This window comes from Arthrobacter sp. zg-Y820 (assembly GCF_030142155.1).
Classification (GTDB): domain Bacteria; phylum Actinomycetota; class Actinomycetes; order Actinomycetales; family Micrococcaceae; genus Arthrobacter_B.
The window spans coordinates 3,630,204-3,644,035 of sequence record NZ_CP126247.1 but is presented as its reverse complement, the minus strand read 5'-3'; the positions used below and the strand labels follow the sequence as shown (position 1 = coordinate 3,644,035).

General features: G+C 67.0%; 18 protein-coding genes. 11 read left to right on the top strand and 7 right to left on the bottom strand.

Going from position 1 to position 13,832, the window contains the following annotated elements:
- Positions 1–49 precede the first annotated feature (49 nt).
- Complete coding sequence (locus tag QNO08_RS16740) at positions 50–574, top strand: hypothetical protein (RefSeq protein ID WP_229966404.1); 525 nt, start codon at positions 50–52, stop codon at positions 572–574.
- 145 nt (positions 575–719) lie between these two features.
- On the opposite strand, the gene QNO08_RS16735 is transcribed toward QNO08_RS16740, so the two are convergent.
- Together QNO08_RS16735 and QNO08_RS16730 are read right to left on the bottom strand one after the other, a co-directional pair.
- Positions 720–860, bottom strand: a complete 141-nt coding sequence (locus tag QNO08_RS16735) for a hypothetical protein (RefSeq protein WP_229966403.1) — start codon at positions 858–860, stop codon at positions 720–722.
- A gap of 129 nt (positions 861–989) precedes the next feature.
- On the bottom strand, positions 990–1,454 hold the full coding sequence (locus tag QNO08_RS16730; protein ID WP_284155621.1) for a PGPGW domain-containing protein: 465 nt from the start codon (positions 1,452–1,454) through the stop codon (positions 990–992).
- Positions 1,455–1,615: 161 nt separating this feature from the next.
- Between QNO08_RS16730 and QNO08_RS16725 the strand changes: the two genes are divergently transcribed.
- Positions 1,616–1,813 (top strand): hypothetical protein, encoded by a 198-nt coding sequence (locus QNO08_RS16725; protein WP_229966401.1) that lies wholly within the window; start codon positions 1,616–1,618, stop codon positions 1,811–1,813.
- 41 nt (positions 1,814–1,854) lie between these two features.
- Here the strand turns inward: QNO08_RS16725 and QNO08_RS16720 are convergent, their stop codons facing one another.
- Together QNO08_RS16720 and QNO08_RS16715 are read right to left on the bottom strand one after the other, a co-directional pair.
- Positions 1,855–2,511, bottom strand: coding sequence for a hypothetical protein (locus QNO08_RS16720; RefSeq protein WP_229966400.1), 657 nt, complete (start codon positions 2,509–2,511; stop codon positions 1,855–1,857).
- 116 nt (positions 2,512–2,627) lie between these two features.
- Positions 2,628–2,858, bottom strand: a complete 231-nt coding sequence (locus tag QNO08_RS16715) for a hypothetical protein (protein ID WP_229966399.1) — start codon at positions 2,856–2,858, stop codon at positions 2,628–2,630.
- Positions 2,859–3,360: 502 nt separating this feature from the next.
- On the opposite strand from QNO08_RS16715, the gene QNO08_RS16710 reads away from it, so the two are divergent.
- From QNO08_RS16710 to QNO08_RS16700, 3 genes are all read left to right on the top strand, one after another.
- Complete coding sequence (locus QNO08_RS16710; RefSeq protein WP_229966398.1) at positions 3,361–4,755, top strand: FAD-binding oxidoreductase; 1,395 nt, start codon at positions 3,361–3,363, stop codon at positions 4,753–4,755.
- A 97-nt stretch (positions 4,756–4,852) separates the two neighbouring features.
- Entirely contained in the window at positions 4,853–5,506 is a 654-nt protein-coding gene (locus QNO08_RS16705) for a TetR/AcrR family transcriptional regulator (RefSeq protein WP_229966397.1), read from the top strand.
- Between the two features lie 47 nt (positions 5,507–5,553).
- The gene (locus QNO08_RS16700; protein ID WP_229966396.1) at positions 5,554–8,130 is read left to right on the top strand and encodes an MMPL family transporter; all 2,577 of its coding nucleotides are present in this window, start codon (positions 5,554–5,556) and stop codon (positions 8,128–8,130) included.
- 60 nt (positions 8,131–8,190) lie between these two features.
- On the opposite strand, the gene QNO08_RS16695 is transcribed toward QNO08_RS16700, so the two are convergent.
- Positions 8,191–8,478, bottom strand: coding sequence for a hypothetical protein (locus tag QNO08_RS16695; RefSeq protein WP_284155620.1), 288 nt, complete (start codon positions 8,476–8,478; stop codon positions 8,191–8,193).
- A gap of 44 nt (positions 8,479–8,522) precedes the next feature.
- On the bottom strand, positions 8,523–8,663 hold the full coding sequence (locus QNO08_RS16690; protein WP_229966394.1) for a hypothetical protein: 141 nt from the start codon (positions 8,661–8,663) through the stop codon (positions 8,523–8,525).
- A gap of 113 nt (positions 8,664–8,776) precedes the next feature.
- Between QNO08_RS16690 and QNO08_RS16685 the strand changes: the two genes are divergently transcribed.
- The 6 genes from QNO08_RS16685 (at position 8,777) to QNO08_RS16660 (ending at position 13,221) form a co-directional block, all read left to right on the top strand.
- Positions 8,777–9,754: an aldo/keto reductase gene (locus QNO08_RS16685; protein WP_229966393.1), complete on the top strand. Its 978-nt coding sequence runs from the start codon at positions 8,777–8,779 to the stop codon at positions 9,752–9,754.
- 145 nt (positions 9,755–9,899) lie between these two features.
- Complete coding sequence (locus QNO08_RS16680; RefSeq protein WP_229966392.1) at positions 9,900–10,790, top strand: Rieske (2Fe-2S) protein; 891 nt, start codon at positions 9,900–9,902, stop codon at positions 10,788–10,790.
- 107 nt (positions 10,791–10,897) lie between these two features.
- Positions 10,898–11,368 carry a hypothetical protein gene (locus QNO08_RS16675; RefSeq protein WP_229966391.1) on the top strand — a complete coding sequence of 157 codons (471 nt, stop codon included), beginning with the start codon at positions 10,898–10,900 and terminating at the stop codon, positions 11,366–11,368.
- Entirely contained in the window at positions 11,365–11,751 is a 387-nt protein-coding gene (locus tag QNO08_RS16670) for a hypothetical protein (RefSeq protein ID WP_229966390.1), read from the top strand. Before QNO08_RS16675 ends, QNO08_RS16670 begins: the two co-directional genes overlap by 4 nt.
- 106 nt (positions 11,752–11,857) lie before the next feature.
- The gene (locus QNO08_RS16665; RefSeq protein ID WP_229966389.1) at positions 11,858–12,226 is read left to right on the top strand and encodes a GntR family transcriptional regulator; all 369 of its coding nucleotides are present in this window, start codon (positions 11,858–11,860) and stop codon (positions 12,224–12,226) included.
- Entirely contained in the window at positions 12,223–13,221 is a 999-nt protein-coding gene (locus QNO08_RS16660; RefSeq protein WP_229966388.1) for a hypothetical protein, read from the top strand. The genes QNO08_RS16665 and QNO08_RS16660 overlap by 4 nt, the downstream gene beginning before the upstream one ends.
- A 33-nt stretch (positions 13,222–13,254) precedes the next feature.
- Here QNO08_RS16660 and QNO08_RS16655 read toward each other — a convergent pair whose 3' ends face one another.
- Complete coding sequence (locus QNO08_RS16655; protein WP_229966387.1) at positions 13,255–13,797, bottom strand: GNAT family N-acetyltransferase; 543 nt, start codon at positions 13,795–13,797, stop codon at positions 13,255–13,257.
- Between the last annotated feature and the right edge of the window lie 35 nt (positions 13,798–13,832).

Below are 13,832 nucleotides of genomic sequence, written 5' to 3'. Positions count from 1 at the left end.
TTGGGCAGTTCCTGTTTCCGCATGGCCGCCCGCGGTCAGGGAAGGGCGAATGACAGAACTTCTGTGGCCGACTGACGTATCCGGGCGGCTGAGTGAGCTCCTGGCCGCTGCCTTCACCGGTGTGCGGTTTCAAATTGTCCCCCTGGCCGCGTACGAGATCACGACCCTGGACGTGGCCTGGACTGACGGGCCGTCGCTGCAGGAAGTGGATGAGGTGGCACTGGACTTCGTGCTGCGCGCTCACCTGGACTCCTGGGGCACGCCCTGCACGTTAAGAATTGACAGGATTTCCAAGCGGCGAACGATGAGTCCATCCGTTGAGGAGAGGCTGCTGAAGGTGCTGGCTTCCGAGATGGGGATGGACGCCGGACAGGTCGACATGGAAATGGTCCATCCGCTGCCTCCCGTCCTCGGTTCAGTGCGGTACTCCGCCGAAAAAGGCACGGTTCGGGAGTTCCTGGACATGCTGTTTGAAGCCACCAGTTTTGCTGCCGCGGAATTGAATGCGGCGGAACCGGACGCAGGTGGCCGCGAACCGGGCGGGCTTCTGTGCAGATGCACCCTGTGTGCGTAGCGGTCCATGAGCCTGGCTCACGGGGGCGTCCGCTTCCTTAACGAGGTCTGCTTCCGGACGCCGGAGCGTCCGGAAGCAGACCGGGCCGTTACCGGCGGCTTGCTGGTTTTGTCCCCTGAACCGCTATGCCGACGTTTGGCGGCGGCTATGCCCGGGAAGCCGGCAGTGCGGCGTCGTCGTTCAGCAGCTCGCCCTCTTCGGCGGCGGCGGTGCCGGAATCGCGGGTCAGGGTCAGGTAGGACGCGGCTGCCACAACTGAACAGGCGCTGGCGGAGGATGAGGGCATCGAAGATGCATGGGCCGGACCAATCCGAAACGGCCTGGCCAACCTGAGCGACGAGGAAGCGGCAGCCCTCGCGGCTGCTGCCGAGGCGCTGCAGGCACTCAATGCCCGGCTGCGGTCCGACCAGACGGCCTAAGCCTGATTGCCCGGGGCCCGTCGGGAATCGGCCGTCTCCACGGCGCCGGAATTGCGCGTGGCCCGTCCGCGGAATTTGCGGCAGCTGTAAACAATCAGCCCCAGGGCGATAAGCCCGGAGATGATGAGTCCGGTTCCGGTGCCCCAGCCGCCGGGCAGCCAGAGGGCATCACCGTAGGGCCACCACGGCGGAGTCTTGCCCCAGGCGCCCCAGAGAATACCTGCTGCCATGACTGACACGGCGCCGCTCGCACTGAAGCCGATGCGTGGCCAGGTTTGCACTCCCTTTTCGGCCGCTTCAAAGGCCTTGGCCTTGACCGGGCGGAGGAAGCGGTTGGCCCACCGATAGCGCAGGGAGAGCAAGGCCAGGCCGGCCACGAGGGCCAGGAGGCCGGGGCCGGGCAGCACCAAGGCGGCCAGTCCCAGGACAATCAGCGCCCATCCGGCAACCTCGATACCCACGCGGCGCAACCACCGCGGTAAGGCCTTCATCGGCACCAGTCCAGGGACGGCACGGTGTCGCTTCGGTGCGGCAGCCGGATATGCTCCCGACTGGGACGCACTGTGGGTGCGCGGCCGTAATATATGTAGGCAGAGGTTCCACTGATATGAAGAGAGTGAACATGAAAACCATGCTGACCCCCGACGATCCGTACCCCGAGGATTTGCAGGACCTGGAACTGTCGGACGTGGAAATCCTCAACAGCAAGGTGCATCGGGAGCGGGACGTGGAGATCCTCCGGGATGGTGAAATCCATCCGGAGACCGAATTTCGGCACGAGGAACTGGTGCAGGAACTCGATCGACGGGATGAGGGCTAAGGGGAAATCGCGGAGCCTGGTCGACGCGGTTCGCACGCCGCTCAGTTTCCGAGTCCGGCCTTGTCCACTCGGCGGTGGAAGCGCATGCCGGCCAGACCCCCCAAGATGGCTCCGGCGAGCGCAACCAAGGCTGCAATGATGATTGAGATGATGGCGGCGCCCGTATTGTCTCCGGAGAGCTGCGGATAGGTGTTCAGCTGGGCGTTGATGTTCAGCTCGCTCCCGGCAATGGCTCCGATAAGGGCCAGTACGACGGCGATGACGATGCCCCAGGCCCAGACCGCCACGCCCTGCTTGATGCCGCTGAACCGTGCCATCCGTCCGGCAACGTATCCGCCGCAGAAGTAGGCAACAAACAGGATCACCATGAGAATAATGATTCCGGTGATCCCGGCGCCCTCGGGGTTGGCTGTGGCCTCGCCGGCGACGTCGTTATTGTTGGCGATCAAGGCCGCGCCGAAAGCAGTGGCGATAGCGCTCAACAGCACTGTGGTTCCGGCGGCAGCCAACCAGCCGAAGAAGGCGGAGCCGATCTTGACGCCGCCAAACTCATCTTTTTCCCGTCCAACAATCTGCTCGCGGCTTTCAGCGGCGTCGTGGCGGCGGTTGGTGCTGCCGGCATTCCGGCTTGGCTGGCCGGTGCCCGCAGGGTTTGGCTTGCGGGCCGGCTCTCCGGCCGCTCCTGCGCTCGTGCTCATCGGATTCTCCCTTTACCAATTTAGGATCTGAAGAACGAACCGTAATAGACAGTGTGCTTACTAATCCTACAGGGGCGGCCTGCGTGCCGTGAAGGGGACTCGGTATCAGGAAGAAATCAGGACGAGGGTTTTGCTTCCGAGGCGGGGCTGTCCTCGTCCACTTCGAGGGCTGGCTGATCTTCCCGCTCGGCTTCGCCGTCGTTCCCGGCTTCCTCCTCGTGCTCCTGCGTCTTTGCCTCCTGGACGAGGCGGGCAGTTACTTCGTCGTTGAACTCATCCCGGGTGCCGGCCAGATTGTTGTCCGTGGCGTCGGCTCCGGGGTTGATGCTCTGATCCTGGTCGCTCATGTGCTGCTCCTGTCCTTGGCGTAACGCCCGGTGTGGAAACTTCTCCGGGAAGCGAATGGGCGTTCGGTACTTCCCCAGCCTTGCATATGCAGTGCCGGCGGCGCAGCCGGCTTGCCAACCGTGGCGGGCCCGGCCGGCGTCGGCTTCTTCCTTTTCCTGCTGGATTTCGATGCAGCTCCGCAGCGCCGCTCCTTATCTCCGGGCCCGGGCGTGCGCTCACGCTCCACCCATGTCCTCCGCTGAACGGCACAGCGACGAGACTTCACGGTGGATCCCTGACGTTCAAAAGTTCGCCGGGGAAAGGGACGGTCTTCACCGCTGTGCTGCCGGATGTGGAGCAGGGGCCCGCTCCGGCGGCGTGTCCTGCGGGCGAGGCGCCCCTCCGTCCCTTGACTGTCCCGGCGCCGCGGCGAACAATTTTTAGCGAGAGCGGCAGGAGCCGTATGGATTCGGGCACCATCCCGCGGGCCCGGCGGTAGCCGCCCACAAGGTGGTGAACCCGATGTTGCCTGAGCTGCCTCCGGACGCCGTGGAAGACTTGCGCACAGCCGTGGCCGGAACCGTTATTCTCCCGGATGAAGAAACCTACGAGACGGCACGCAACGTCTGGAACGGGATGATCGATGTCCGGCCGGCACTGATTGTCCGGGCCGGGTCCGCGAAGGACATTGCACCCGTGCTGGACTTCGCCCAGCTGTGGGGGCTGCCGCTGGCGGTGCGCGGCGGAGGGCACAACGTGGCCGGCAATGGCACGGTTGCCGACGGCGTGGTCCTGGACATGGGTGCGCTGAACGACGTCAGCGTGGACGCCGGCGCCGGTACGGTCACCGTGCAGGCGGGGGCAACCATCGGAGACGTGGACCTCGCCACCGCCCCTTACGGGCTCGCGGTTCCCCTGGGTGTGGTCTCAGGCACGGGAGTCGCCGGGCTGACGCTCGGCGGCGGCGTCGGCTGGCTCACCCGATCCGGCGGGCTGAGCATCGACAACCTGCTGGGGGCCGACGTCGTCACCTCCGACGGTGAGGAGGTGCGCGCGGACGCGGACCAGCACCCCGAGCTGTTCTGGGGGCTGCACGGCGGGGGCGGGAACTTCGGCGTGGTGACCTCTTTTACGTTTTCGGCACATCCGCTGCCCGCGCAGGTCCTCACCGGGAACCTGGTGTACGGCAACATGCACTGGCGCTCGGCGCTGCACGCCTATGACGCGTGGACGGCCGGGCTGCCCGATGAGATGACCACCATCATCAGCTGCCTGGTGCCGATCGAGGAATGGGACATGGGGGACCAGCCGCTGCTGGTGATCGGACTCGCCTGGGCGGACCCGGATCAGGAGGCCGGGGCAGCGCTGATCCGGCAGCTTACCGCGGCAGCTCCCCCTGACATGGAGGTAGTGGAAGCGGTGCCCTGGTCCGAATGGCAGACGGCCATGGACTCGACGTTTCCGCCGGGCTCGCGCGCCTACTGGAAAAACGCCAACATCGACCGACTTGATGACGCCGCCATAGATGCCCTGGTGCGCGCCGGCTGTGAGCAGACCTGGCGCGGGACCGGTTTCGACATTCACCATCTGGGCGGCGCCTACGGCCGTGTGTCGGAGGACGCCACCGCCTTTCCCACCCGGGATGCCCCCTACTGGCTGAACATTTACGGCTTCTGGCAGGACCCGGCGGACGATGCCGCCCGGACGGCCTTTGTCCGAGGGGTGGCGAAGGCCGTGGAACCGTTTTCCTCCGGCGCGCAGTACGTGAACTTTATGGGCGCCGAGGATCCGGTGGCACAGGGCACCGCCCCGTCCGTCTACGGGAAGGACAAGCTGGCCCGCCTCACGGCGCTGAAGAATGCGTACGATCCGCAGAACCTGTTCCGGCGGAACCACAACATCGTTCCCAGTACCTAATCGTTCCCAGCACCTAGCTGCTGCCTCCTGGGGGAGGTGGGGCTGCGTGCAGCCTTTCAAATTGCACTTAGTGCATCACTGCACTTAGTGTAATGACGTGTTAACCAGTAACCCCGCCGACCGCCGCACGGCGCTGAAATCCCGCCACCGGCAGGCAATCGTTGATGCCGCGGCAACTCTCATGAGCGAGCGTGCAGGCACGGATTTCACTGTCGACGAGCTCGCCGCACGCGCCGATGTGTCCCGGCGCACCGTGTTCAACCATTTCGCCTCAGTGGACGACGTCGTTACCGAAGCGTGCGGCAATGTCCTGAGCTCCGTCGTCGAGAGTCTTTCCGCAGTGCCGGCCGGCGACGGCCCCGAGGCCTCCATGATGGAGGAAATGGCCGCCGCGTTCCGGTCAGCCGACCTCGTGGGGCCCATGTCTTACCTGACCCGGGTGCTGGGCTGCCCTGATCAGGACCCGTCCCCGCATCAGGCCCTGATGACGCTGCGCGTTTTCACCGATGTGAGCGACCGGCTCCTTGACGCCATGCTCCGCCGCCGGCCGGACGCGGACAAGATCGCCCTTCACCTGCTGGTAGGGTCCCTCGCCGGCGGCATTGGTGTGCTCTACCACCACTGGGCCGCAGAAACCGGTGCTGTTGACACCCCCGAGTCGCGGCAGATCTGGGCGCGGCATCTGGAACGCCTCATCGAAGCAGTCCGGGACGGCCACGGCACCGAACCATCGGCAAGAGCTCCGGCCTAGACCCGCTTCCTCCAAAATTTTCCTTACCCACCCCTGTTAGGACTCTCATGGCTGAATTCCTCTACCGACTAGGTCGGGCGGCAGCGCGCCGGGCGCGCACCGTGCTCGCGGTCTGGATTGCCGTGCTTGCGGTTGCCGGAATAGCGTTCGCGCTCTTCGGCGGCACGCTCGCCACCGCATTTTCCATCCCCAACACCCCCACCACTCAGGTCACCGAGCGTCTGCAGGAGAAGCTCCCGCAGGCATCCGGGGGATCGGGTTCGGTTATTGTCCAGACCGAGGACGGCTCCCGCTTCACCCCGGAGCAGCAGCAGGAGATCTCCGCGCTGGTGACCGAGGCCGCCGAGATCGACGGCGTGGAAAACGTTGTTGATCCCTTTGCCACCGAGGCCGAGCGTGCGGCGCAGGGGCAGCAGCTGGCCGAGGGGCAGGCCCAGATTGAGGCCGGCCGCGCCCAGCTTGAGGAGGCCCGGGCACAGCTCGACGCCGGGCAGGAACAGCTCGATGCCGCGCGTGCGCAGGCTGAAGCCGCCGGAGCCCCGGCAGAAATGCTCGCCGGCCTGGAAACGCAGCAGGCAGAACTGGACGCCGGCCGCGACGAACTGGACACCCAGGCCGCCGAACTTGAAGCACAGGCACAGCCGGCCGAGCAGGGCGCCGAGCTGCTGGAGATGGCCGAGGGAATCCGCACCGTCTCCGAAGACGGCAGCGCGGCTGTACTGAACGTGGTCTTCTCCGACACGCAGATGGAAATCACCCAGGAGACGAAGGACGCCGTCGTGGCCGTCTTTGAGGACTCCCGGGTCGACGGCGTCAAGGTCAACTACTCAGCGGAAATCTCCGCCGCCGTCCCCAGCCTCTTCGGTGTCGGTGAAGTGGTCGGCCTGGTGGTCGCCGCCGTCGTGCTGGTCGTCATGCTCGGCAGCCTGATCGCTGCCGGTCTGCCCCTGCTGACCGCGCTGATCGGCGTCGGCATCGGCGCCCTGGGCGCGCTGGCCTTCTCCGGCGTCGTCGAAATGGCCTCGATCACCCCCATCCTTGGACTGATGCTGGGCCTCGCCGTTGGCATTGACTACGCGCTGTTCATCGTCAACCGGCACCGGCGCCAGCTGAAGGCCGGTTACGCCCTCGAGGAATCCATCGCGCTGGCCAACGGCACCTCCGGCAACGCCGTGGTGTTCGCCGGTGCCACCGTGTTCATCGCCCTGCTGGCCCTGAACGTTACGGGCATCCCCTTCCTGGGCCTGATGGGCACCGTGGGCGCCGCCTGCGTGGCCGTTGCCGTGCTGATCGCTGTCACGCTGACTCCGGCGCTGCTGAAGATCGCCGGCAGGCGCGTCCTCAGCCGCAAGGAACGTGCGGCCCTTGATGCGCACGGCGCTGCCGCCACCGCTGCGGCCGGCAACGGCCGCCCGGAGACCGCGCCGGTCAAGGCCATGGGCACCGGCCGTGCCGTGCTCACCGTGGTTGCGGCAATCGCCGGCCTGCTGCTGATCGCCATCCCGGCGCTGGACCTGCGGCAGAACCTGCCGGACGGCTCAGCCGAGGCCCACGACTCGAGCCAGTACCAGGCTTACTCAGCGGTGTCGGAAAAGTTCGGCGAGGGCCAGAACGGCTCGCTGCTGGTGGTCGCCGAGCTGCCCGGGGAGCCTTCCGAGGAGGAAGCCCTGACAGCTCAGACCGAGATCGCCCGGACCCTCTTCGACCAGGAGGACGTGGCGGCCGTTGCCCCCATCGGCTCCTCCGAGGACCGGACCGTGGCAGCCTTCCAGGTCATTCCGACCGAAGGCCCCACCAGTGAATCCACTGAAACCCTCGTGCACACGCTGCGCGACATGTCACCGCTGAACGGCGAATACGAGATCGGCGTGGCCGGCTCCGCCAGCGGCAACATCGACATCTCGGACAAGCTGTCCGAGGCGCTGCCGATCTACCTGAGTGTGGTTGTCGGGCTCTCGCTGCTGATCCTGATCCTGGTGTTCCGGTCCATCTATGTTCCGGTCATCGCCACCCTCGGCTTCATCCTGTCCTACTTCGCGGCCCTTGGCGGCGTGGTGGCCATCTACCAGTGGGGCTGGCTCTCCGGCGTCTTCGGCGTGGAGACGCCTGGTCCGATCCTGAGCTTCCTGCCGACCATCCTCGTGGGGATCCTGTTCGGCCTGGCCATGGACTACATGCTCTTCCTGGGCTCCGGCATGCGCGAAGCCTATGCCCACGGAGCGACGGCACGCGACGCCGTCGCGCAGGGTGTCCGCGCCGGCCGCTCGGTGGTCACGGCGGCAGCGATCATCATGGCCGCAGTGTTCGGCGGATTCATCTTCTCGCACAGCACGATGATTCGGCCCATTGGCTTCGCGCTGGCCTTCGGTGTCCTCCTGGACGCCTTCGTGGTGCGCATGCTGCTGATCCCGGCGCTGATGCACCTGGCCGGCGACAAGGCCTGGTGGCTGCCGAAGTGGCTGAACAAGATCCTGCCCGACGTCGACGTCGAGGGCGCTTCCCTGGAGCGCCGCCATCCGCACACCGACCAGCCGGCCGTCGACGGCGAAACCGGCCCGGCGGGCACCGCGTCCAAGGGCACAGCGCCCGGGGATACCGTGCACGACGGCGCCGCCACGCGCTGACGTCCCGCTAACTGAAAGGTGCCGCTCTGCTCCCGCAAGGGAGGAGGGCGGCACCGTCGGTTAACTCCCGGATGCTGCGCTCAGATGCGGGGCGAGGGCATCCAGCAGCCGGTCCGGGCTGCTGCAGGACACCAGGACCGCCGTCCTGCCGCACTCGATCCGGACGGACGGACCGCCCACCAAGTAGCCGGTGCCGTCCGGAAGGATGCGCAGCCCCATGCCCTCGCGCAGCCCCGTAACCGGTCCCACCGAGACGCCCGTGATCTCCCGGTAGGGGATCTCCGTCGCAAAGACGGCGGCGACCCGAATCCTGATGCCCTGCTCAGAAATCGAAATCCGGGTGGTCATCAGCAGCACGGGTACAAAAATAACCGCGATGAACAGGCCGGCCCCTAACGCGAGGGGCCCCCCTCCAGCGCGGCGATGACGGTTCCCGCTACGGTGGCGAACCCCAGACCGCCCAGGATTCCCCGGTAGCGGGCCGGCATGGCTGTGCGGAAGGTGGCTGCTTGGTTTTCTTCCCCCGAAGTCATACCCACCAGTCTGCCGCACCTCCCGCTTGGGCGGCCCTCCTTCTAGCCTTGACCCATGGAGGCCCGCTTCCGGTTTCCGCAGAGATGCTTCAGAGCAACCAGGAGGAGCCAACATGCGCACAACCACGCTGGGAACCAACGGGCCTGACGTCGGTGTCATAGGGCTGGGCTGCATGGGTATGAGCTATGCCTATGACATGGATGCGGAGCGCGACGACGCAACCTCCGTCGCGGTCATCCGCGGAGCCATCGAATTCGGGGCAACACTGATCGACACGGCGGACGTCTATGGCCCCTACACCAACGAGGAACTCGTGGGCCGGGCGCTGCAGGACGGCTACCGGGACCGGGCGGTGCTCTCCACCAAGGTGGGACTGGAAGTCAGCACCGCGTCCAGGGGAAGCGGCACGCTGCCCGGCCTGACGGTCAACGGCCGCCCCGGGCACATCCGGGAGTCCATCGACGGCAGCCTTCAACGGTTGGGAACCGACCACGTGGACCTGTATCTGCTGCACCGGGTCGATCCGCAGGTGCCGCTGGAGGAGTCCTGGGGCGCGATGGCTCAGGCCGTCCAGGACGGCAAGGCCCGTGCCATTGGCCTGTCCGAGGCCAGCGTGGAGCAGATCCGGCTGGCCCAGACCGTGCACCCCGTCACCGCCGTGCAGTCCGAGCTGTCGCTGTGGACCCGCGACCGGCTGTCCGACGTCGTGCCCTACTGCGAGGAACAGGGGATGGCTTTCCTTCCCTTCTCCCCGCTGGGCCGCGGTTTTCTGACCGGCCGCTTCACCTCGTTTGACGATTTACCGGCCGACGACATGCGGCGCCGGCTCCCGCGCTTTCAGCAGGACAACCTGAAAGCCAACCTGGCGATTGTGCAGCGGGTGCGCGACGTCGCCGAACGGGTGGGCGCTACGCCGGCGCAGGTGGCACTGGCGTGGGTGGTGGCCCAGGGCCGGCGGGTGATCCCGATTCCCGGAACCAAATCACCGAAGTACCTGCGGGACAATGTGATGGCCGGTGAGCTGCAGCTCAGCGGCGAGGACCTGGCCATGCTGGACAATGCTCCCTTGCCGGAGGGCGGCCGGTACTAGCCGACGACCGCAACCGGCGTATAACCGCCTCGGGCGCGGATATGCCGGTTGCGGGTGGTGCGGCTCACGGCACCCTGACTACCCTGTTGACCGTCCACCGGTTTCGCGGCCGGATTCCCGGCCCGCACCGTCGAAGGAGAGCGACATGCCACGTCTGCCGTTGGCCGACACTGCCGACAAACTCGAAGGGGCCGCCTGGCTGGACCCCCTTGCCGGCACGGTGTCCGGCATCGTCAAGAAAGTCCTGCCTTGGCCGGCGGTAACGGATGTCCTGCATGGTGTGCCGCTGGGCCATCCGCTGCATCCGGCGCTGGTGAGCGTGCCGCTGGGCGCCTGGTCTTCCGCCGCCGTGCTGGATCTGCTGCCCGGCAACGAGCAGGCGGCCCAAATCCTGGTGGGAGTGGGTGTGTTAGCGGCAGTGCCCGCAGCCGTCTCGGGAGTGACCGATTTTTCCCAGCTCGAAACGCGGCAGCAGCGAACCGGTATTGTGCACGAGGTCGCCAACGGCATCGCCGTCGGGCTCTATGCCGCCTCCTGGGTGGTCCGGATCCGCGGCAACCATCGGCTCGGAAAGCTGCTGTCGTTCAGCGGGTATGGCCTTTCCGGCTTCGGCGCGTACCTGGGAGCACATCTGGCCTACCGCCAGGGCGCGGGTGTGAACCGCAACGAGGACCTGCCCGAGGAAGTCCCCAGCGGCTGGCACTCGCTGGGTCTGATCCAAGGGTTTGCCGTCGGGCAGCTCCGCGCGGCGACCCTGGGCAGCGTTCCGCTGGTGGTGCTGCGGCGGGACGGTGCGGGCGACGACGGCGTGTCGGTGCTCGCCGGCACCTGCTCCCACCTCGGCGGGCCGCTGTTTGAGGGGCATCTGGAGGAAGTCCGCGGTGAGTTGGGCGTGGTCTGCCCCTGGCACGGCTGCACCTTTTCACTCAGGAGCGGCGAGGTGCTGCGCGGCCCGGCGACCGCTCCGCAGCCGGTGTTCCACACCCGGGTCCGCGGTGGCCAGCTGGAAGTAAACCTGACCGGCTCCGAGGAGTAGCCGGTTCCGCTGCAGTCCAGGTCATGGTGACTTCGCATCCGGCTTCCTCGACTCCGTCCGCGGGAGAACAGTCCCGGTAGGATCACACCAGGACGAGGGGAGGATGCATGCGGAAACCAAAACTTTCACCGCAGAACGGCAGAGTGGTGCTGGGCAATTACGGCTTGATCAAGGGGATAGCCGTGGCCACCGGACTATGGCTGGCGGCCTGGACGGTGCTGTACGTTGTTCTGCTTTTTCAGGAGCCGGTGCAGCCGGGATCGGATTTTAACCCCTTCGGCATGTGGCTGTTTATGATGGCGATCTTCGGCGGGCTTTGCCTGCTGGTGGGCGTTCCGGTGGGCCTGGTGCTGGGACTGTTGCTGCGTCCCGTGCGCCGGCAGTGGATTCACGTGGTTGCGTTCTTCGCGGTGCCCTCCATGGTGTTGTGGGCGGTGTTCGGATTCGACCCTTTCGGGGGAGTGCTGGCGCTCAGCATCGGGGCTGCCGCCGCAGCGGGTCGGCTGGCGGTGTGCCGGGATGTTGAGATCGCTTCCGCCATCACCCCGGCCGCGGGGCCCGGTAGCGTGGGGGCATGAAGAATCTTCCCCTGTCACTGGGCGTTTCCGCACTCGCCGGAGCGTTCACGCTCCGGCGACCGACCGACTGGCCAGTCGCGCTCCGCCGTGCCTATGTCCTCGCGCCCGGGATCCTGACTGCTGCCGGGGTGGCGGTGGTGCTGTTTCCGGGCCGGGCCCGGCCAGCGGCGGTGCGTGCGGCGGTGGCGGCCGGCGCCGGAGCGGCGGTAGCCGGCATGCAGGCGCTGTCGCTTCGCCTGGATGCGGGAACCGAAGACTGGTTGTCCCGGCGCGGAGTGGCAGCACCCCGTCTCTGGATGGCCGCGGCTACGGCGCTCGCGTCGCTGGGTGTTGACCTTCTCCACGACCGGGACAGCAATCCGCTCCCGGAGCAGAGCGCCTAGCCCCGACCCTTCCCACGGGCCGCCAAGCCCTCGGCCCCAAACTGCAGACGAACGGGTCGGGTCCGGGCCTATTGTTATGCTTCACCTATAACAATAGAATGAACAAATGCTGATTCGCCTGGCCCCCGCCAATGACTCGCCCCTGCACGAACAGATTGCAGGAGCGGTTCGGCAGGGCATCCTGGACGGTTCGCTGCCCGACGGGGAGCGCCTTCCCGCCGCGAAGGTGCTGGGACAGTCTCTGGGTGTCAGCCTGCACACCGTCCTGCACGCCTATCAGGACCTGCGCGATCAGGGACTCATTGAGTTGCGGCGCGGGCGTGGAGCGGTGGTTATTGCTCCGGCACCGGCCGCACGCGAGCACGTCCTGCGCATCCTTGACGACGCCGCCTCGCAGCTGGCCGGGCTCGGTCTGTCCACCGAATCGATCCTCGCGCTCTTCCGCCAACGCCTCGACAAGGAAACTTCCTCATGACGACGAATCTGCCCGCCCGCCGCACACCGTCGGATCCGGACCCTCGCTTCTGGCTGGGGGTCTTCCTTCCAGCGGCGGCGGTTCTGCTGGGATCCCTCGCACTTGTCACCGGATGGAGCGGGCGGCTTCCCGCGGAGGTTGCCCAGCAATGGAGCTGGTCCACGCAAGAAGTTACCACCGTCGGTCCGTTGTCGCTCATCGTGCTGTCCTTTGCGGCGCCGGCCGCCGCAGGGTTGGCCGTCCTGGCGTTCATGAAGTGGTCCGGGAAACTGACCGGATGGGGTCGCCGGCTGTCCGTTGCTCTCTTAGCCGGCATCGAAGTCTTCCTGGCCTCAGCGCTTCCCGTGCTGCTTAGCGGCCAGGTTGGCCTCTCGGATCCATTGCTGGCTCCGGATCCGCGTGCCTCGATGGTGATAACCGCGCTCCTGAGCGGTGGGTACGGGATTCTCGCCGCCGTCGTCGCCGGCAGTCGTCCTCTCGCGTCACCCGATGCTGCCGGCGTCCCTACCCCGGGCCTGAACCTTGCGCCGGGCGAAATCGCCGCCTGGAGCAAAGTCACCACCGCCTGGGTCTGCCTGCTCGGCGGGGGGATTGCCGGGCTGGCCCTGATCGTCGTCGGCCTGGTTAGCCCGCTGTGGTTCCTCACCATTGTGGGAACGGTTCTGCTGGCGCTCGGCGTTGTCGCCGGACGGTGGACCGTCACCGTCGATCACCGCGGGCTGACCTGCAGCTCACTGTTAGGCCTGGGTCGGTTCCGTATTCCGGCTGCCGACGGCACAACAGCGGAGGTGGTCACTGTCCGCGGCCTCACGGAGTTCCTGGGGTGGGGGATCCGGTTCGGCGGAGCGGGTTCGGTCGGGCTGATCTTCCGCAATGGCGAAGCGCTGCGTGTCCATGGTCCCGGCGGGCGAAGCCTCACGGTGACAATCCAGGACGCGGCCACTGCGGCATCGCTCTTCAACGCCCAAGCCGCCCGGAACACCACCAGCCGCTAACGGATTGGCGGGGTTGTGGCCCGCCCCGTCTACTTAGGGCAGGCGCAACTCGATCGGCGGCAGTCCCGGAGCAGGGTCCGTCGCCAGCCGAGCGTGCGTTTCCACATCGAAGCGGTCGACGCCGTAACGCAGCTTTGCGCGCTGGATTCCCTCGGGCGCAAAGCCCGCGGCCAACGCCACCCGGCAGGAAGCAGGGTTGTTGGTCCGGTGGCCCAGCTCGAGCCGGTGCAGGTGCAGTTCCTCCAGGGCCCAGCGGCTCAGCGTGGCCAGCGCACGCGCCGCCAGGCCTTTGCCGCGCACCGGAGCGGCCAGCCAGTAGTACGTCCAGGCCGTCCCGTGGCGGAAGTCGATGCTGCTGATGCCGGCGTTGCCCACGGCGGTGCCGCCGGCTTCGAGGGCCAGGTTGCCCGCGTTCGCAGGATCCCAGCCGAGGTCCTCCCGGATGATCCGCTGCGCTCCGGCGGCTGAGCCGGCCTCCGGACCGAGCTGCCGCGCCAGGTCGGGACTGCCGCGGTAAATACTGGCCAGAGCGCCGGCGTCGGCCGCCTGCCAGGGCCGCAGTAAAAGCGAGGTCATGCGCCGAGGCTACCAGCCGCCGTCGTCCGTCTTCC